The sequence below is a fragment of the Streptomyces sp. NPDC087422 genome (assembly GCF_044744145.1).
Taxonomy (GTDB): Bacteria; Actinomycetota; Actinomycetes; order Streptomycetales; family Streptomycetaceae; genus Actinacidiphila.
This window is the reverse complement of record NZ_JBIUXT010000009.1, coordinates 66,800-86,634: the sequence shown is the minus strand read 5'-3', so window position 1 is coordinate 86,634 and position 19,835 is coordinate 66,800. Positions and strand designations below refer to the sequence as shown.

The 19,835-nt window shown below is 71.5% G+C and carries 14 protein-coding genes and 1 pseudogene; all 15 read right to left on the bottom strand.

Features of this window, described 5'->3' with window-relative positions; genetic code table 11:
- Positions 1-181 precede the first annotated feature (181 nt).
- The gene (locus ACIO6U_RS26385; RefSeq protein WP_355348083.1) at positions 182-2,320 is read right to left on the bottom strand and encodes a bifunctional diguanylate cyclase/phosphodiesterase; all 2,139 of its coding nucleotides are present in this window, start codon (positions 2,318-2,320) and stop codon (positions 182-184) included.
- A 222-nt stretch (positions 2,321-2,542) separates the two neighbouring features.
- Positions 2,543-4,849, bottom strand: coding sequence for an NAD-dependent DNA ligase LigA (gene ligA / locus ACIO6U_RS26380; RefSeq protein WP_355348080.1), 2,307 nt, complete (start codon positions 4,847-4,849; stop codon positions 2,543-2,545).
- 25 nt (positions 4,850-4,874) lie between these two features.
- The gene (locus ACIO6U_RS26375; protein ID WP_355348077.1) at positions 4,875-5,885 is read right to left on the bottom strand and encodes a methionine synthase; all 1,011 of its coding nucleotides are present in this window, start codon (positions 5,883-5,885) and stop codon (positions 4,875-4,877) included.
- Positions 5,886-5,978: 93 nt separating this feature from the next.
- Complete coding sequence (locus ACIO6U_RS26370; RefSeq protein WP_391044745.1) at positions 5,979-7,193, bottom strand: hypothetical protein; 1,215 nt, start codon at positions 7,191-7,193, stop codon at positions 5,979-5,981.
- Positions 7,194-7,561: 368 nt separating this feature from the next.
- On the bottom strand, positions 7,562-8,251 hold the full coding sequence (locus ACIO6U_RS26365) for an SDR family oxidoreductase (RefSeq protein ID WP_355348071.1): 690 nt from the start codon (positions 8,249-8,251) through the stop codon (positions 7,562-7,564).
- Positions 8,248-8,778: a TIGR00730 family Rossman fold protein gene (locus tag ACIO6U_RS26360; protein ID WP_355348068.1), complete on the bottom strand. Its 531-nt coding sequence runs from the start codon at positions 8,776-8,778 to the stop codon at positions 8,248-8,250. The genes ACIO6U_RS26365 and ACIO6U_RS26360 overlap by 4 nt, the downstream gene beginning before the upstream one ends.
- A 110-nt stretch (positions 8,779-8,888) precedes the next feature.
- A pseudogene (mnmA, locus tag ACIO6U_RS26355) lies at positions 8,889-10,010 on the bottom strand (tRNA 2-thiouridine(34) synthase MnmA); the annotation flags it as partial.
- Between the two features lie 32 nt (positions 10,011-10,042).
- Complete coding sequence (locus tag ACIO6U_RS26350; protein WP_401722840.1) at positions 10,043-11,209, bottom strand: cysteine desulfurase family protein; 1,167 nt, start codon at positions 11,207-11,209, stop codon at positions 10,043-10,045.
- A 448-nt stretch (positions 11,210-11,657) separates the two neighbouring features.
- Positions 11,658-12,521: a thioesterase family protein gene (locus tag ACIO6U_RS26345; RefSeq protein ID WP_401722837.1), complete on the bottom strand. Its 864-nt coding sequence runs from the start codon at positions 12,519-12,521 to the stop codon at positions 11,658-11,660.
- Positions 12,522-12,673: 152 nt separating this feature from the next.
- Complete coding sequence (locus ACIO6U_RS26340; protein ID WP_355348059.1) at positions 12,674-13,333, bottom strand: trimeric intracellular cation channel family protein; 660 nt, start codon at positions 13,331-13,333, stop codon at positions 12,674-12,676.
- Positions 13,334-13,458: 125 nt separating this feature from the next.
- A complete protein-coding gene (locus tag ACIO6U_RS26335) occupies positions 13,459-14,490 on the bottom strand; it encodes a dipeptide ABC transporter ATP-binding protein (protein ID WP_391044839.1) in 1,032 nt (343 codons plus the stop codon).
- Positions 14,491-14,681: 191 nt separating this feature from the next.
- Positions 14,682-15,728 carry an oligopeptide/dipeptide ABC transporter ATP-binding protein gene (locus ACIO6U_RS26330; RefSeq protein ID WP_391161733.1) on the bottom strand — a complete coding sequence of 349 codons (1,047 nt, stop codon included), beginning with the start codon at positions 15,726-15,728 and terminating at the stop codon, positions 14,682-14,684.
- A 98-nt stretch (positions 15,729-15,826) separates the two neighbouring features.
- Complete coding sequence (locus ACIO6U_RS26325; protein ID WP_355348056.1) at positions 15,827-16,837, bottom strand: ABC transporter permease; 1,011 nt, start codon at positions 16,835-16,837, stop codon at positions 15,827-15,829.
- Between the two features lie 95 nt (positions 16,838-16,932).
- Positions 16,933-18,708, bottom strand: coding sequence for an ABC transporter substrate-binding protein (locus tag ACIO6U_RS26320; RefSeq protein WP_401722834.1), 1,776 nt, complete (start codon positions 18,706-18,708; stop codon positions 16,933-16,935).
- Positions 18,709-18,811: 103 nt separating this feature from the next.
- Complete coding sequence (locus tag ACIO6U_RS26315; RefSeq protein ID WP_188283044.1) at positions 18,812-19,810, bottom strand: ABC transporter permease; 999 nt, start codon at positions 19,808-19,810, stop codon at positions 18,812-18,814.
- Positions 19,811-19,835: the final 25 nt, after the last annotated feature.

Here is a 19,835-nt window from a genome sequence, read left to right as displayed (position 1 = left end):
GGTGGACCCCTCATCCTACGGGCCCGGGGGCACGCCCCCAGACCCCATTTCCCTCCCGCGCGCGGCAACCCGATCTTTTCAGGGGCGCGGCCCCGGTACGGTGCGCTGACGCGGGACCGTGCTTTTCAGGGGCGTACCCACCTGCGCAAGCGGACGCACAAGGGCCGTGCCCATGGGCGCGTCAGGGTCGGCGGATCTCCGGCAGAGCCGAATGCTCGGGCTCGGGTTCGGGCGTCGCCGCCAGCGCGGCGACAGGCCGCTGCCACCCTCGTTCACCGCGGGCGCGCAGCCACGCCGTGGCTTCGTCGGGAGGCATGGCGGCGGCGACGAGCCACCCCTGGACGGCGTCGCACCGCAGGTCACGGAGGCGTTCCCAGGTCTCGTCGTCCTCGACGCCCTCGGCGACGACGAGGAGGCCGAGGGAGTGGGCGAGGTCGATGGTGCAGCGCACGATCTCGGCGTCCTCGTTGTCGATGACCAGGCGGGCGACGAAGGAGCGGTCGATCTTGAGTTCGCTGACGGGGAGCCGTCGCAGGTGGACCAGGGAGGAGTAGCCGGTGCCGAAGTCGTCGAGGGACATCTTGACGCCGTGTCCGGTGAGCCCGTTGAGGGTGTCGGCGGCGCGCTGCGGGTCTTCGAGCAGGACGTGCTCGGTGATCTCCAACTGGAGCGAGCCCGGCGGGACCTGGTGCCGGGCGAGGCGGGCGGCGACGGCGCCCGCGAAGCCGGGGCTGTGGACGTCGCGGGGCGAGACGTTGACGGCGACGGGGACTTCGAGGCCCATCCGGCGCCAGCGGGCGACCTGCGCGAGGGCGGTGTCGAGGACGTACTCGGTGAGCTGCGGCATGAGCCCGGACGTCTCGGCCATCGTGATGAACTCTTCGGGGTTCACCCGGCCGCGCTCCGGGTGCTCCCACCGCACCAGCGCTTCGAGTCCGGCGACCTGGCCGTCGAAGCGGACCTTGGGCTGGTAGTGGAGCTGGACGTCCCCGGCGTCCAGGGCGCGGCGCAGGTCGCCGAGCAGGCCGAGCCGGTCGGGGGTGTTGCCGTCGCGCTTGGCCTCGTAGACCTCGACGCCGCTGCGGTCCAGCTTGGCCTGGTACATCGCGACGTCGGCGCGGCGCAGCAGCCCTTCGGCGTCCACCGCGTGGTCGGGGAAGACGGCGACCCCGGCGCTGGCCTCCAGCACCAGGGTCAGGCCGTCCAGGCTGATCGGGGAGCCGAGCGCCAGGGCCAGCGCGCGGGCGACGCGCTGGGCGCGGGTCGGCGAGTCGCAGATGGGCAGCAGGACGGCGAATTCGTCGCCGCCGAGCCGGGCGGCCTCGGCGCCGCGCGGCAGCGCGAGCCGCAGCCGGTCGGCGACCTGGAGGAGCAGCCGGTCGCCCGCGAGGTGCCCGAGCGTGTCGTTGACCGAGCGGAATTTGTCGAGGTCGATGAGGATCAGGGCGCTGCGCTCGCCACGTCCCTGGGCGATGTCGAGCGCCGACCGGACGCGTTCCAGGAGCCATTGACGGTTCGGCAGGCCGGTGAGCGGGTCGCGGAGCTGTTCCTCGGCGCGGGCGTGCGCGATCCACAAGGTGGAGTCCAGCGCGATCAGCGGGACGGAGAACAGCGGCAGCAGGACGGGCATGTCGCAGGCGACGACCAGGATCAGCGGGGAGATGCCGAGCAGGGCGACGCCGACCATGCCCTGCCGGATGAGCGCGGTGCGCGCGACCGTGGGCAGGCCGCCGCCGCGCGGGGCGAACGCGAGCCACAGCAGCAGCCGGGTCGCGGTCAGATAGGCCAACGCGGTGACGAGGATGGCCGGGGCGGCGGACAGCGTCCAGGCGGCGGGCCGCCAGGGGCCCTCGACGGAGGGGTGGTCGCCGAAGCAGTAGAGGGCGAGCGCGCCCGCGCCGATGCCGAGGATGTCGATGGCGCCGTGCAGGGCGGCCTCCCGCCAGCGGTGCCTGCGGGCGGCCCCGACCAGGACGACCACGGCGAGGCTGACGAGGACGGCGGGCACCCAGCCGTAGAGCAGGAGCATGGCGAGGGTGAGGGCGGCGCCGGATCCGGTGCCGCCCCACCAGCGGTCGCGGCCCATCGCGACCAGGTGGCCGACAACGATGCCGGTGAGTACGGCCAGGGCCCAGCCGATGGTGCCGCCGGGGAAGAGCGCGTGGCCGCTGACGACCATGCGGACGACGCCCGCGACGAGCGCGGCACCGGCCACCGCCGGCACCCCTATCCGGATCGACGGCCGGGTCGCGCACGGGAGCGGTGTCGCGGCCTGGCTGCTGGGCAGCGGCGCCGCTACGACGCCCTCCGTCGTTTCCATGCCCGTCCCTCTCGCAGCCTGGTGTGGCAAGCAGGTCCACCGCGCCGGTGCCCGCGGTGGGACCCGCTGAGGCCGCTGGAAGGTTCATGCCCGGCGGGCGCGCTTCTCAACAGTAGGCCGCGACACGCCACCTCGGGCACCGATCGGCAGGGGTTCCCGGAATGCGACCTGGGCGATCGCCGTATTCTGATATAGGCCGAACGGGTGACATCCCAGGGCCATTCAGCCGGATTCGGCGGCCGTTTCTGTGCCGTCGGCGTCCGCCGCTTCCGCGTCTTCGGCCACCGGCTTGTCCGCGGCACCTTCCTCCGTTTCCGCCGCCTCCGGCGGATTCACCGCCACGGCTCTGGCGGCTTCGGCCCCCTGTTCGAGCAGGACGGCGAAGCCCGGCTCGTCCAGCACCGGCACCTTCACCTGGAGCGCCTTGTCGTACTTGGAACCGGGGTTGTCGCCGACGACGACGAAACTCGTCTTCTTGGAGACCGAGCCGGTGACCTTCGCACCGCGGCTGACCAGGGCCTCCTTGGCGCCGTCCCGGGTGTGTCCGGCCAGTGTTCCGGTCACGACGACGGTGAGTCCTTCGAGGGGACGCGGTCCCTCGTCCGAGCCCTCCTCGGTGAACTTGACGCCCGCGGCCCGCCACTTCTCGATGATCTCCAGGTGCCAGTCCTCGGCGAACCACTGCTTCACCGACGCGGCGATGGTCGGGCCGACGCCGTCGACCGCGGCCAGTTCCTCCTCTGCGGCGTCCTTGATCCGGTCCAGGTCGCGGAATTCGCGGGCCAGCGCCTCGGCGGCCACCGGGCCGACATGACGGATCGACAGACCGGTGAGGATGCGGGCCAGCGGGCGCTCCTTGGCCGCGGCGATGTGCTCCAGCATCGCCAGCGCGTTCTTCTTCGGCTCGCCCTTCTGGTTGGCGAAGAAGGTGACGATCTTCTCGTCGCCGCTGTCCGCGTCCCGCTTGGGCAGGCCGGTGTCCTGGTCGAGTACGTAGGAGCGGATCGGCAGCAGCTCCTCGATCTCCAGGCCGAACAGGTCGCCCTCGTCCTTCAGCGGCGGCTCGGAAGGCTCCAGCGGCTGCGTCAGGGCGGTCGCGGCGACGTATCCGAAGTTCTCGATGTCGAGGCACTTGCGGCCCGCGAGGTAGTAGATCCGCTCGCGCAACTGGGCAGGGCAGTAGCGGGCGTTGGGGCACCGCAGGTCGATGTCCCCTTCCTTCATGGGCTGGAGGGCGGTGCCGCAGTCCGGGCACTCGGCGGGCATCACGAACTCCCGCTCGCTGCCGTCCCGCAGGTCCGCGACCGGCCCGAGGATCTCCGGGATGACGTCGCCCGCCTTGCGCAGCACGACGGTGTCGCCGATCAGGACGCCCTTCTTCTTCACCACGTCCTGGTTGTGCAGCGTCGCGAACTCGACCTCGGAGCCCGCCACCGTCACCGGCTCGACGACCGCGTACGGCGTCACGCGCCCGGTGCGGCCGACGCCGACGCGGATGTCCACCAGCTTGGTGTTGACCTCCTCGGGCGGGTACTTCCAGGCGATCGCCCAGCGCGGCGCCCGTGAGGTGGAGCCGAGCCGTCCCTGGAGCGGGATCTCGTCCACCTTGACCACGACGCCGTCGATCTCGTGCTCGACGTCGTGCCGGTGCTCGCCGTAGTAGGCGATGACGTCGGAGACCTCGGCGAGCGAGTCGACCACCTTGTTGTAGCGGGCGGTCGGCAGGCCCCACTCGCGCAGCAGCTCGTACGCGTGCGACTGGCAGTCGATGTCGAAGCCCTGGCGGGCGCCGATGCCGTGCACCACCATGCGCAGCGGGCGGCTCGCAGTGATCCGCGGGTCCTTCTGCCGCAGTGAACCGGCCGCCGCGTTGCGCGGGTTGGCGAAGGGCTTGTCGCCCGCCTCGACCAGCCGCTCGTTCAGCTCCTCGAACTTCTCGCCGGGGAAGTACACCTCGCCGCGGATCTCCACCAGTTCGGGCACGCGGTCGCCCGCGAGCCGGTCGGGGATGTCGGCGATCGTCCGCACGTTGGGCGTGATGTCCTCGCCGGTCCTGCCGTCGCCGCGCGTGGCGGCGCGGGTGAGGCGGCCCTGTTCGTACGTCAGATTGACCGCGAGGCCGTCGACCTTCAGCTCGCACAGGAAGTGGTACGGGCTGTGCGTGTTGTCCGGCGGGCCCAGCTCCGCGGCGACGCGCTCGGCCCAGGTGGCCAGCTCCTCCGGCGCGAAGGCGTTGTCGAGCGACAGCATCCGCTCGCGGTGCTGGACGGAGGTGAACTCCGTCTCGTACGCGCCCGCGACCTTCTGGGTCGGCGAGTCGGGGGTGCGCAGGCCCGGGTGCTCCTCCTCGACCGCTTCGAGTCGGCGCAGCAGCGTGTCGAATTCGGCGTCGCTGACGACGGGCGCGTCGTTGACGTAGTAGCGGAAGCGGTGCTCCTCGATCTGCTCGGCGAGGCGTGCGTGCTCCTCGCGTGCCTCGGCGGGGATCTCCGCCGCGCTCGCCTCGCCCCGGCTTGCGTCGTCGTCCACGGCTGCCACGAAACTGTCCCTTCCCTCACTCAGGGTTGTCGACGAGCGATCGCGCCGCCTTCGCGCAGTGCACCAGGGCGGCACGGGCATAGGCCGGAGAGGCCCCCGCCAGACCGCAGGAAGGGGTGACCGCGACCGAGGAGCCCAATGCCCCCGGCGCCAGCCCCAGCCTGCGCCACAGCGCCCGAACACCACTGACGCTACCGCCAGGGTCTGACAATGGGGCATCCTTGCCGGCGACGACACCGGCGAAGAGCGCGGTGCCGCCTTCCGCGGCCTCCCCGAAGTCGTCCCAGTCACGCTCGGTGAGCAGGTCGAAGTCGAAGGAGATGCCGACGACCCCGGCGCGCCGCAGCAGACCGAAGGGCACCTCGGGGGCGCAGGAGTGGACGACGGCCGGTGCGCCGACCGCCGCGATCAGGTCGCGCAGCGTCGACTCGATGACGGCGCGGTCCACCGCGCGGTAGGTCTGGTAGCCGCTGGCCGTCCTGATCCTGCCGTGCAGCACGGAGGTGAGCGACGGCTCGTCGAGCTGGAGCACGATCTGGGCGCCGGGGACCCGGCGCCGCGCCTCCTCGACGTGCAGCCGCAGGCCCTCGGCGAGCGATCCCGCCAGGTCGCGTACGGCCCCGTGGTCGCGCAGCGCGGCCTCGCCGTTGCGGGTCTCGACCCCGGCGGCCAGCGTCCACGGGCCGACCGCCTGGATCTTGAGCGGCCCTTCGTAGCCCTGGGTGAACTCCTCCAGCGCGTCCAGGTCCTCGCCGAGCCAGGACGTGGCCCGCTTCGAGTCCCGTCCCGGCCGGTCGCCGAAGCGCCAGCCGCTGGGCTCCACGCGGGCGTAGAGGTCCACGAGCATGCCGAGGGTCCGGCCGATCATGTCGGCGCCGGGGCCCCGGCCGGGCAGCTCGGGCAGGAAGGCCATGCCCGCCGTGGCCTCCACGGCCACCCGCGCCGCCTCCCGGGCGTCGCCGCCCGGCATGGACCCGACACCGGTCGCGGTGCCCGCGGGCAGGGAGAAGTCAGTCTGGGTACTCACGTCCGAAAGCGTATGCGCTCCGCGGCCGGTCGCTTTCCCTCGCGGCGGTCGCCCTCTCCTCCGGCGGTCGTCCTCTCCTGCCGGTCGCCCTCCCTACGGCGGGCCGTTCCACACCAGCGACAGGTGGACTCCGTAGATCGCGGAGGCGACGGCGGCGAAGGAGAGGGTGCAGGCGATGGTGCGCGGGTGGGTGCGGGCGAGGACGCGGGCCAGCGGGATCAGCAGGGGGAAGCCGGGGAGCAGGAAGCGGGCGCGGGCGATGTAGACGCCCGCGCCGAGGGTGAGGACGGCGAGGAGCGCGCCGCTGAAGAGCAGCAGCGGCAGCGGCTGGCGCTGGACGAGGCTGAAGGCGAAGAGCGCGAAGCAGGCCACGACGACGAGGGTGACGACGACGAAGGCGACGGGTACGTCGCTGCCGCGCGGGCCGAGGAAGACCCAGCGGAAGCGCCGCAGCAGGTAGCCGCCCTTGCTGAAGCGGTTGCCCCAGGCTTCCTGGACGGCGAAGTAGCCGTCGGCGCGGTGCACGCGCACGCCCACCCACACGACGAAGGCCAGCCATCCGGCGGGCGCGAGCAGCATGCCGAGCGCGGGCCGCCAGACCGGCCCCCACCAGGGTCCCTCGCGCGGCTGCCGCAGTGCCCGGACCGCGGCGAGCCCGGCGGTGAGGCCGACGGCCGCGGCGATGGCGACGCCGGTGGGCCGGGTGAGTCCGGCCAGCGCGGCGAACGTCCCGGCCCACACCCAGCGTTTGGCCAGCGTGGCGTAGAGGGCGGCGGCGCAGAGCGCGGTGAACAGCGACTCGGTGTACGCCATGCTCTCGACCAGCGCGTGCGGCAGGCAGCCCCACAGCACCGCGAGGATGACGCCGGTACGCCGCCGGTGGAGGCGGTTGCCGACCAGGAAGATCAGCCAGGCCGCGGCCATCGAGGCGGTCAGCGAGACTAGCCAGGACGCCTTGGCGTCGCCGACCGGCAGGACCGCGTCCGCGACGCGGCAGAGCGCCGGGTACAGCGGGAAGAACGCGAGGTTGCTCCAGCCGTGCCAGGCGTTGGGCACTCCGGTGACCGTACGGTCGTAGCCGTGCTCGACCACGTCCTGGTACCAGCGCGAGTCCCACGACCCGTACAGCACCGTGCCGGGTGAACGGCCGCGCCGCTCGGCGAAGTAGCAGAGCAGGACGATGCCGAGGGCGCGGGCGGCGCCGTAGCCGAGCAGCGCGGGGGCGGCGAGCCGCAGGGCGGCCTCGGCGCGGGTCCGTACGTCCCGCCCGGCGCTGCTCGGCCGGGGTACTGCGGTGGCAGAGGCCATGGTCGGTCCGCTCCCTCGGATCGGGGTGGGGCGCGGATGACCTTAAGGTGCGGAAGTGACGAAAGCGGTCGGATATCGGCTGCGCCGGAGCAATACACCGGCATAAGTACACGGTTGGGCGACCGCCCCCCTGCGGGAAGCCCAGCGAAACCGGCGGGGCGGGGGGCCGCCCGCCCGAAACGTGACGCGCCCCCGGCCGCCGAGACGCGACGGGCCGGGGCCGACGTACGACGGGGCGCCGGGCTGCCTCACGCGCGGCGCGCGCCACCCGCCGCAGCCCGCACCCCGCCGTCGCCGTCAGCCGTCAGCCGTCGTCCGTCAGCCGTGCCGGAGGCGGCACACCGCTGCCGCCAGGCGCGCCCGAGGCGTTACCGGCCCGGTCGGACCGTCAGGTCGGTGATCTCCGCGTCCCGGGGCAGATCGATCGCGGTGAGGACCGTGGTGGCGACCGACTCGGGCGCGATCCAGCGCTCGGCGTCGTACTGCTTGCCCTCCTGCTGGTGCACCTTGGCCTGCATGGGCGTGGCGGTGCGGCCGGGGAAGACGGAGGTGACGCGCAGGCCGTTGGCGTGCTCCTCGCGGCGCAGGGCGTCCGCGAGGGCCTTGAGGCCGTGCTTGCTGGCCGCGTACGGGCCCCACTGCGCGTGCGCGTCGAGTCCGGCGCCGGAGTTGACGAAGACCACATGGCCGCGGGAGAGCCGCAGTTGGGGCAGGAACAGCCGGGTCAGCTCGGCGGGGCCGACGAGGTTGACCGCGAGCGTCTCGTTCCACACCTTCGGGGTGAGGTCGCCGATGTCGCCCAGTTCGACCACGCCCGCGATGTGCAGCAGCGAGTCCAGCCGGTCGGGCGGCGACTGGTGGCCGAGCGCCCAGGACAGCCGGGACGGCTCGGCGAGGTCGCCGACCAGGGTCCGCGCGCCGGGGAAGGCGGCGGCCAGCGCCTTGGCCCGGCCCGCGTCCCTGGCCAGCAGCCACAGTTCGTCGCCGCGCTCCAGCAGCCCGCGCGCGACCGCGGCGCCGATGCCGGAGCCGGCTCCGGTGACCAGGTGGATGCTCACACGTTCTCCGTCAGGTAGGTCATGGCCTCTTCGCCGGTGTCGGCGAAGGCCACCAGATCGGCCAGCGGGAGCGGCAGGAAGCCCTCCGCGTCCATCCGGTGCAGTTGTTCCCTGAGCCCGTCGTAGAAACCGGCGCTGTTGAGCAGCACGACGGGCTTGGCGTGCAGCCCGTGCTTCTTCAGCTCCAGGATCTCGGTGGCCTCGTCCAGTGTGCCGGTGCCGCCGACCATGATGACGATCGCGTCCGCGCGCCGCAGCAGTTCCGCCTTGCGCTCGGCGAGGTCGACCGCGGTCACCATCTCGTCCGCGTTCTCCCGCGCCTTGGACCGGAGGAATTCCACCGACACCCCGACCAGCCGGCCGCCGCTCTCCTGGACGCCGTCCGCGACGACCTTCATCAGGCCGACGTCCGAGCCGCCCCAGACCAGGGTGTGGCCGCCGCGCCCGATCAGCTCGGCGAATTCACGCGCAGGGGCCGTATACCGCTCGTCGAGATCGGCGGCGGAGAGGAAGACACAGATGTTCATACGGTCACGGTATCGGCGCCCGCGCGCGCTCCTGCGGCCTGATCGGCGTTCACGGCGGCGGTCCGTTCCGGCCGCGGGTCCGTCCGGTCGGCGGTGGCCCGGTCCGCCGCCGAACCCGCCCGGTCCGTCGTGGCGATCGTCGCCGAGCCGACGACGCGCGTGCCGTCGTACAGCACGACGGCCTGGCCCGGCGCGATGCCGCGCACCGGCGCGCCGAAGCCGACCCGCAGCTCGCCGTCCACCAGCTCCGCCGTCACCGGTACGTCCTCGCCGTGCGCCCGCAGTTGCGCGGTGTACGCGGCGGGGCCGGCCGGCGGGGTGCCGCACCAGCGCGGCTTGATCGCGGTGAGCGACGTCACGTCGAGAGCGTCGAGGGGGCCGACCGTCACGGTGTTGTCGACCGGCGAGATGTCCAGGACGTAGCGCGGCTTGCCGTCGTCCGCGGGGACGCCGATCCGCAGGCCCTTGCGCTGGCCGATGGTGAAGCCGTAGGCGCCCGTGTGCGTGCCGACCCGCGCGCCGTCCTCGTCCACGATCGCGCCCTCCGCGGTGCCGAGGCGCTTGGCCAGGAAGCCCTGGGTGTCACCGTCCGCGATGAAGCAGATGTCGTGGCTGTCGGGCTTGCGCGCCACCGCGAGCCCGCGCCGCTCGGCCTCCGCGCGGATCTCGTCCTTGGTGGTCAGGGTGTCCCCCAGCGGGAACATCGCGTGCGCGAGCTGCCGCTCGTCCAGGACGCCGAGCACGTACGACTGGTCCTTGGCCGCGTCGCTCGCCCGGTGCAGCTCGCGCGTGCCGTCGTCCTTGACCAGCACGGTCGCGTAGTGCCCGGTGCAGACCGCGTCGAAGCCCAGCGCCAGCGCCTTGTCCAGCAGCGCGGCGAATTTGATCTTCTCGTTGCAGCGCAGGCAGGGATTCGGCGTCCGGCCCGCCGCGTACTCCGCGACGAAGTCCTCGACCACGTCCTCCCGGAAGCGCTCCGCGAGGTCCCACACGTAGAACGGGATGCCGATCACGTCGGCCGCCCGCCGCGCGTCCCGCGAGTCCTCCACCGTGCAGCAGCCCCGCGCGCCCGTCCTGAAGCTCTGCGGATTCGCCGACAGCGCCAGGTGCACGCCGGTCACGTCGTGCCCCGCCTCGGCGGCGCGCGCCGCCGCCACGGCGGAGTCCACACCGCCGCTCATCGCGGCCAGTACGCGCAGCTTCTTGCGATCGGCGTCAGGGAAGTCATTCACTCCCCCAGAGTAACGGCCTCCCGGCCCGGCCCTCAGGTCTGTCCCGCGGCCCTGGCGCGTTCGACGGCCGGGCCGATGGCGGCGGTGAGGGTGGCGATCTCGGCGGGGGTGGTGGTGTGGCCCAGGGAGAAGCGCAGGGTGGCGCGGGCGTGGGTGGGGGGCTGGTGCATGGCGAGCAGGACGTGGCTGGGCTGGGCGACGCCCGCGGTGCAGGCGGAGCCGGTGGAGCAGGCGATGCCCTGGGCGTCGAGGAGCAGGAGGAGGGCGTCGCCCTCGCAGCCGGGGAAGGTGAAGTGGGCGTTGCCGGGGAGGCGGCCCGCGGGGTCGGGGTCGCCGTTGAGGATGGCGTCGGGCACGGTGGCGAGCACGTCGCGGACGAGGGTGTCGCGCAGGGCGCCGATGTCGCGGGTGAAGGCGGTGCGGCGCTCGGCGGCGAGGGTGCCTGCGGTCGCGAAGGCGGCGATGGCCGGTACGTCGAGGGTGCCGGAGCGGCTGCGCTCCTGGCCGCCGCCGTGCAGCAGCGGTACGGGGGTGTCCTCGCGCCGCAGCACGAGTGCGCCGACGCCGTACGGGCCGCCGATCTTGTGGCCGGTCACCGTCATCGCGTCGAGGCCGCTCGCGGTGAAGTCCACCTCGGCCTGGCCGAACGCCTGCACGGCGTCGGAGTGCATCGGAATGCCGAACTCCCGTGCCACCTCGGCCAGTTCGGCGACCGGCAGCACCGTACCGACCTCGTTGTTCGCCCACATCACGGTGATCACGGCCACGTCGTCGGGGTCACGCTCGATCGCGGCGCGCAGTGTCTCGGGGTGGACCCGGCCGTAGCCGTCGACGTCCAGCCACTCGACGACGGCGCCCTCGTGCTCCGCGAGCCAGTGGACGGCGTCCAGCACCGCGTGGTGCTCGACCGGGCTGGCCAGTACGCGGACCCTGCGCGGGTCGGCGTCCCTGCGCGCCCAGAACAGGCCCTTCACCGCCAGGTTGTCCGACTCGGTGCCGCCGCCGGTGAAGACGATCTCGCTGGGGCGCGCGCCAAGTGCCGCGGCGAGCGCTTCCCGTGACTCCTCGACGGTCCGCCGGGCCTGCCGCCCGGCGGCATGCAGTGCGGACGCGTTCCCGGTCACCGTGAGGTGGGCGGTCATCGCCTGGACCGCCTCCGGGAGCATGGGCGTGGTGGCGGCGTGGTCGAAGTAGGCCATGGTGCCCCGATTCTACGTTCGCCGGAGCAACCTTCCGACCCCCACCCGCGTCCGCCCACCCCACAAGGCGCCTCACCCCGGCGACAACGCCCCCGGCGCGAGGCAACCGATTGGCCGGAGCGATGGATGGCGGATGCTCATGGCTACCGTCTTTCGCGGTGCGGGCGCCCACCGGCCGCCTTGTCGCGCCGATGGCGGAATACCTCGGAAACCACTCCGCACATGAGGAATCCGTACCAGATGGCACCCGCCAATGTGGCGTCGGCCACCCCCGAACGCCGCACCGCGAAAGCCGTCAATCCTCCAGCCGCGCAGAACGCGAAGACCCTCGCGAACGCGGGAAACAGGTGTGTCCTCACCGCTCCATGCCCCCTCTCCGGGTGGGACCCGGCGCCTCACCGTATGGCCAACGGCACCGGCGTGGTGGCCGACCGCGGCGGGAGGGGGGTCAGGGGCGGGGGGCGCGGGCGAGTTGGCGGGACTGGGCCACGAGGCGGTTGGCGGTGTCCCAGACTTCGGCGTCCTCTTCGAGGAGGCCGCCGGCGAGATTGCGGGTGGTGAGGGCGATGCGGAGGGGGCCGGGGGCCGGGCGGGCGCGGAGGTGGACGGTGAGTTCGAGGGTGGGGACCCAGCCCTTGAGACCGAGGTCGAAGGCGGTGGGGGGCAGGGCGTCCACGGCCAGGAGGAGCGAGAGGACGTCGTGGTCACGGCCGTCGGCCAGGCCGAACCAGCCGCGCATGTCACCGCGCCCCGAGGGCGCGCCGACGGCCCAGCCCGCGGTGGCCGGATCGAGCCGGAGCGCGATGCGGTCGAGGAGGGCGCTGGAGCCGGGCAGCGGCGCGCCGCCCTCGGGGGCGTCCTCGGGGCCGACGCAGTCCGCGTACTCCGGCATCGACGGCTCGGGCGCGGTGGTGCGTACGTCGTCGGGCAGCGCGCCCAGGTCGCCGTACGCGGCGATGACCCGCATCCGCTCGACCTCGCGGCCCTGCTCGTCGGTCTGGTAGAGCGACGCCTGCCCGCTGGAGAGGGTCCGGCCCGCCCGTACCGTCTCGGTCCTGATCACGGCGGGGCCGGGGCCTGAGGCGGTGAGGTAATGGGCGGTGATGGTGAAGGGGTCGTCGTGCGGCAGCGCGTCGCGCAGGGCGCGGGCGACGACGGCGAGCAGATACCCGCCGTTGACGGCCGCGGCGATGGTCCAGCCCGGTGACAGGTCGATGTCGTACGTGCCGGGCTCGCCCTGCCGGGCCGTCACCGTCGTGTCGCGGTCGAATTCGCTGTCGCCGAGGGTCGCGCGGGCTGTCGCATGTGCCATGCCCCGATGTTACCCAGCGGTAGAGACTCCGTGTCCACCGCTGGCGGTTTCCCGCCGCGGCGACCGGCCGCGCGACCCCGCCGTTCATACGCACGGCCCGGCACACGCGCGGCCCGCATACGCACGGCGCGGTCCGGCCCGGACGGAGTCCGCTACTCCCCCTCCGCCGCCGCGCTCCTGCGGTGCCACGCCCGCGGCGCCCGCCAGTGGAACCGCAGCGCCAGCAGCCGCAGGACGAAGGCGACCAGCGCCGCGAGCCCCGCGGTCACACCGCCCAGCACGTCGAAGTGGATCAGCAGCGCGACCGTACTCGCGCCGACCAGGGCCGGGACGGCGTACAGATCGCGGTCCCAGCGCAGCAGCGACGGCACCTCGTTCGCCAGCAGGTCGCGCAGGACGCCGCCGCCCGCCGCCGTGGCGAGGCCGAGCGCGACGGACGGGGTGAGCCCGAGCCCGTACGTATGCGCCTTGATCGTGCCGCTCACGCAGAACAGCCCGAGCCCGGCCGCGTCGAAGACGTTCATCGTGGCGGTGATCCGCTCGACCTCGGGGTGCAGGAAGAAGACCAGCGCGGTGGCGACCAGCGGCGTCGAGAAGTAGCCGACGTCGGTGAACGCGGCGGGCGGCACCGCGCCGATGACCAGATCGCGGAAGACCCCGCCGCCGAGCGCCGTGACCTCGGCGAGCACCGCCATGCCGAACACGTCGTAGTTCCTGCGGACCGCCGCCAGCGCGCCGGAGATCGCGAAGACGAAGATCCCGACGACGTCGAGCGTGTGCTGGACGGTGGGCGTGAACAGATCCGTGGCCATGCCGATGTTGTACTACGGCCCGCCGTACGAACCGCGAGGCCCACCGTACGAACCGGCGCCGGACCGGCGGCGCCGGCCGTACGGCCAGAAAGCAGCGACCGTACGGCCCGCCCCGTCACGACTGCCTACGGCGTGACAGCCGCGCTGTCCTGCTGGTTGTCCGGCTGGTTCTCCGGGTGGTGGCACGCCACTTGGTGGCCGGTCGCCAGCGGCGCCAGCGGCGGCTCCTGCGTCTTGCACACCTCCGTCGCCTTCCAGCACCGGGTGTGGAAGCGGCAGCCGCTCGGCGGCGAGATCGGCGACGGCACGTCACCGGTGAGCAGGATGCGCTTGCGCTGCGTGCGCCGCCGCGGGTCGGGCACCGGCACCGCCGACATCAGGGCGGTGGTGTACGGGTGGAAGGGCGCGCTGTACAGCGCCTCCCGGTCCGCGATCTCCACCACCTTGCCGAGGTACATCACCGCGATCCGGTCCGAGACATGGCGGATCACCGACAGGTCGTGGGCGATGATCACATACGTCAGGCCCAGCTCCGACTGGAGGTCGTCCAGCAGGTTCACCACCTGGGCCTGGATGGACACGTCCAGCGCCGAGACCGGCTCGTCGGCGACGACCAGCTTCGGCTTGAGGGCGAGGGCCCGCGCGATGCCGATCCGCTGCCGCTGACCGCCGGAGAACTCGTGCGGGTAGCGGTTGTAGTGCTCGGGGCTGAGCCCGACCAGCTCCAGCAGATTCTGCACTTCGCGCTTCACACCGTGCTCGGTCGCGACCTTCTGGAGCTTGTACGGGGCGCCGACGATCGTGCCGATGGTGTGCCGCGGGTTCAGCGAGGAGAAGGGGTCCTGGAAGATCATCTGGACGTCGCGCCGCATCGGGCGCATCGCCCCGGTGCTCAGGTGCGTGATGTCCCGGCCCTGGAACTCGATCGTGCCGCCGGTCGGTTCGAGCAGCCGGGTGATCAGCCGTCCCATCGTGGACTTGCCGCAGCCCGACTCGCCGACCACGCCGAGCGTTTCGCCCGCCGCGACCTCGAAGTCGATGCCGTCCACGGCCTGTACGGCGCCGACCTGGCGGCGCAGCAGGCCCTTGGTGATCGGGAAGTGCTTGACCAGACCGGTCACCTTGAGCAGCGGCTCGCCGCCGCGCTGCCGCGGCAGCGGGACGCTCTTGTCGAGCGAGGGCCTGCCCGACGAAGTGCCGCCGTCCGGCGCGGCGTTGTCCGAGGGCGCGTCGTCCGCAGCGGCGTTGTCCGGGGGCGTGCCGTCCGACTGTGTGCCGTCCGACGAGGACGCGTCCTGCGGCGGCTCGTCCGGCGAGGGGTTCTCGGCCACGGGTTCTTCCTGACCCTTCACAGCTTCGGTTCGATCTCTTCGGTCCAGATCCGGAGGCGGTCGGCCTCGCCGAGGTGGCAGGCGGCCATGTGGCCGGGGCCCACCTCGCGCAGTTCCGGCACGTCCGTCTCCGCGGCGCCGCCGGTCAGCGCCGCGTACGGGCAGCGCGGGTGGAAGGCGCAGCCGGACGGCACGTTGATCAGGCTGGGCGGGGTGCCCTTGACCGGGTTGAGCCGCTCCAGGCGCTCCCGGTCGAGACGCGGCATGGAGCCCAACAGGCCCCAGGTGTAAGGGTGTCGGGGCGCGGTGAACAGCGTCTCGGCGGTGCCGCGCTCCACGGCCCGGCCCGCGTACATCACCAGCAGGTCGTCGGCGACCTCGGCGACCACTCCGAGGTCGTGGGTGATCATGATGACCGCGGAGCCGAACTCCTTTTGCAGGTCCCGGATCAGGTCCAGGATCTGCGCCTGCACGGTCACGTCGAGCGCGGTCGTCGGCTCGTCGGCGATCAGCAACTCGGGGTTGTTGACCAGCGACATGGCAATCATCGCGCGCTGCCGCATACCGCCGGAGAACTGGTGCGGGTAGTCCGAGAAGCGCTTCCTGGGCTCCGGGATGCCGACCCGGTCCAGCATCTCCACGGCCCGCTCGGCCGCGACCTTGCGCGACACCTTCTGGTGCACCCGGTACGCCTCGACGATCTGCGCGCCGACTGTGTAGTAGGGGTGCATCGCGGAGAGCGGGTCCTGGAAGATCATCGCCATCTTGCGCCCGCGCAGCCGCCGTACGTGGTCCGGGTCGGCGGCGACCAACTCCTCGCCGTCCAGCCAGACCTCGCCGGATATCCGGGCCCGCGAGGTGCGGTGCAGGCCCATGATGCCCAGCGACGTCACGGACTTGCCCGAGCCGGACTCGCCGACGATGCCGAGCGTACGGCCGCGCTGGAGGTCGAAGCTGAGGCCGTCGACCGACTTCACCAGGCCGTCGTCGGTGTCGAAGTGGATCCGCAGGTCACGTACCGACAGATACGCGTCCCCCGCGGGGGCCGGGCCGGGGTCCGCCACCGGCTCCCCGACGACGGACGCCGCCTTGTCGAACCCGACGGCGCCGCCCTCGGACGCTTCGGACGTGCCGCTGTCGGGGGCACTGCCGTCCGTGGTGCTCACGAGTACCTCACGCGGGGGTCGATGGCGGCGTACAGCAGGTCCACCACAAGGTTGCAGAAGACGATGAAGGTGGCCGCGACCATCGTCACGCCGAGCACGATCGGCAGGTCGTTGTCCTTGACGCCCTGCACGGCGTAGGCGCCGACTCCCTGGAAGGAGAAGACGCGTTCGGTGATGATCGCGCCGCCGATCAGCAGGCCGAAGTCCATGCCGAAGATGGTGACGATCGGGGTCAGGGCCGCGCGCAGCGCGTGCTTGCCGACGACCGTCCGCTCCGGCAGGCCCTTGGCCCGCGCGGTACGGATGTAGTCCTCGCCCATCGTCTCCAGCATCCCGGCTCTGGTGAGGCGGGCGTACAGCGCGGAGTAGAGGAAGGCCAGCGCGATCCACGGCAGGATCAGATTCCACGCCCATTGGGCGGGATCGGTGGTGAACCCGACGTATTCGACGTTGTCCCAGATCGTCCACTTGTAGGAGAACAGGCCGAGCAGCACCATGCCGGTGAAGAAGATCGGCAGTGAGACACCGGCCAGGGCCACGCCCATGGAGATCCGGTCGAAGACCGTGCCGCGCTTGAGCGCGGAGATGACGCCGATGACGACACCGGAGACCACCCAGATCACGGCCGCGCCGATCGCCAGCGAGAAGGTCACCGGGATACGGGTCTTGATCTGCGGCCACACCTCGACGTGCGACTTGAAGGAGTAGCCGAAGCAGGGGCGGTGGCAGACCGCCGCGTCCGGGCCGAACTTGTAGTTCGCGCCCATGACGATGGCCTTGATGAAGTGCCAGTACTGCTGGTAGAGCGGCAGGTCCAGCCCGAGGTTCTTCTTGACCGCCGCGATCGACTCGGGGTTGGCGTCCTTGCCCACGTACTGGGTGGCCAGTTGGGTCGTGCTCTGGCCGCCGATCTTGGGGACCAGGAAGAAGATCGCGAAAGTGACCGCGCTGACGACAAGCACCAGGATTATCGCGGCGATCACGCGTCGAATGATGTACGCAGTCACAGCGGTTCGGCGCCGGGTCCGCCGGGCAGGGGGTCAACCCCGGTCCCGGCGGACGCCGATGCCTTCACCTGCCTTCCGGTGTTCGGTGCTCTCGCTTACTTGGAGGAGCTGAGCAGCAGGTAGTCGTACATGCCCAGGTACGCCTGAGTGATCGTCACATTCGTGGCGCTCTCCGGGCGGTACAGCAGGTTCTTGCGGTAGATCAGCGGCACGACGGTGGCGGTGTCGAGCACCATCTTGTCGATGTCGCCCCAGGCCTTCTCACGGGCGGCCGCGTCGGTGTTGGCGATCGCGTCCGACAGCGCCTTGTTGATGGCCGGGTCGTTCAGCTCCATCAGGTTGTTGCCGCCGGAGGGCTTGATGGCGCTGCCGTCCACGATCTGGTCGAGGAAGCCGTAGCCGGTCGGCCAGTCGGCGCCCCACGCCATCATCATCAGGCCGAGCTGGTGCTCGTGCACGTAGCTCGGGACACCGGCGAAGTTGGCGAAGTACTTGCCCGCCGGGTAGCTCTTGATGTTGGCGGTGATGCCGACCTGCTTGAGCGAGTTCTGCACCGCGGTGGCCTGCGCCATCTCGGCCGGACGGTCCGAGCGGGCGGTCAGGTTGGTGGTGAAGCCGCCCGGCTTGCCGCAGGCGCTCAGGGCCTGCTTGGCCTTGGCCACATCGCCCTTGTTGCCCTCGGTCGGGTACTGGTCGAACTTCGCGTAGCCGTTGACGGTCGGCGGGAGCAGCGTGGTGGCGATGTCGCCCTTCACGCTGCCGCCGATCGCGGTCTGCACCGAGACCTTGTCGATCGCGTACTCGACGGCCTTGCGGCACTCGATGTTGTCGAACGGCGCGACCTTGGAGTTGATCGCCATGTACGCGGTGGCGCCGGCGTACGAGTCGTCGGTGCTGCCCTTGTACTTGGGGCCGAGCACCTTGCCCTGGGTCTGCGGGGTGACACCGGTACCGCCGGAGTCCACCGTGGTGTTGCCCGCCAGCAGGTTGTTGTCGATGGTGACCGCGTCGACCTTGAACTTGATCGTGTACTTGTCCGGCAGCGGGTTGCGCACCGGGTCGGTGGCCTGGCTCCACTGCGGGTTACGGACCAGCGTGGCGCCCGCGCCCTCGGTGTACGAGGAGAACTTGTACGGGCCGGACGACACGATGTGCTTCACGTAACCGGCGCCGTCGTCCTTCGCCTGCGGCACGGGGGCCGTCTGCGAGAACGTCGCCAGGTAGTCGAAGTCCGCGAAGGGCTTCGCCAGGTGGAAGACGATCGTGGTGTCGTTCGGGGTCTCGATGGACGCGAGCCCGTTGGGGTTCTTGTCCTTGTACGGACCCTGGTACTTGTCGCCGCCCGCGAGGTACGCCTTGAAGTACGTCGGGCCGTTGGACAGCGCCTCGGGCGCGAAGTTGCTGCGCTCGATCGCGTACTTGATGTCCTTGGTGGTGATCGGCGTGCCGTCTTCGTACTTCAGGCCGGACCGGATGGTGTACGTCCAGGTCTTGGCGTCCGCGCTGGCCTTGCCGAGTCCGGTGGCGAGGTCGGGGACGACGGTGAGGCCGTCCTTGCCCGCGGCGGGCTTGAAGGTGAGCAGGGTACGCGCGTAGAGGCGGGAGAAGTTCTGCACCCAGCCGTAGTACGTGTTGCCCATGTCCAGGGAGTCCGGCACGTCGGAGTTCTCCATCACGACCGTCCCCCCCTTCTTGTCGGACTTGTTGACGATGGAGGTGAGCGCGGCGTCGGAGCCGGAGGCGGACTTGCTGCTGCCGCCGCTCGGGTTCTTGCCGCCCTTGTCGTCCTTCGAGTCACTGCTGCACGCGGATGCTCCCAGGGCCAGAGCCATGGCAAGCGCCAGCGCGGCTGTCGCTTTTCTGCTGTTCATGCCGAGGAAAGCCTCCAAATCGAATGGATATACGTGGTTTAAGCGGTGGTACGGGCGGGCTGGTACCCGGTACGGGCGGTGCGGCGTGGCGTGCTGCGGCCGTTCACTTGCTGCGCGGGTCGAGGGCGTCGCGCAGTCCGTCGCCCAGCAGGTTGAAGGCCAGGACGGTGATGAAGATCGCGAGGCCGGGGACGACCATGTACTGCGGGTCGGCGTAGAAGAGGTCGACGGCGTCGTTGAGCATGCCGCCCCACGAGGCCTGGGGCGGTGCGATGCCGACGCCGAGGAAGCTCAGGGCGGCCTCGAAGAGGATGTTGGTCGGGATCAGCAGCGTCGAGTAGACGAGGATCGGCGCGACCAGGTTGGGCAGCAGTTCCTTGAAGAGGATGAAGGGGCCGCGGGCGCCCATGCTGCGGGCGGCTTCGACGAACTCGCGTTCGCGCAGGCTCAGCGTCTGGCCGCGCACGATGCGTCCCATGTAGGGCCAGTTGAAGAAGCCGATCACGAAGATCAGCACGCTGATCCGCAGCGGCAGCCCGTTCATCCCGAAGGCGCCGTCCTGGAGGGAGGCGGAGATCGAGATCGCGAAGAGCAGCAGCGGGAAGGCGAGGAAGGTGTCCATCAGACGGCTGATCAGGCTGTCGACCCAGCCGCCGTAGTACCCGGCGATGACGCCGAGGACGGTGCCGATGATGTTGGACAGGATCGTCGCGCCGGTCGCCACCAGCATCGAGACCCACGAGCCCTCGATGATCCGGGCCAGCAGGTCACGGCCGAACTGCGGGTCGATGCCCAGCGGGTGGGCCCAGCTCATGCCGCCGAAGGGGCCCTTGGGGGCGACGCGGACGGGGTCCACGAGGTCCTGGTGGAAGGCGGTCGGGTCGAGGCCGAAGACGTGCTCGATCGGCTTGGCCAGGATCGCGAGCAGCACCAGCAGGATGACGACGACACCGCCGGCCACCGCCACCTTGTCGCGCTTGAAGCGCATCCAGGCGATCTGACCGAGGGACCGGCCCTCGATCTGGCTCCGCTCGACCCCGCTGAGGATGGCTTCCGGCTGTGCCTCGGCCTGCCCATGGGTGGTCTCAATCGGTGCGGTCATGGTGTGACTGACCCCTCTCGCCGGC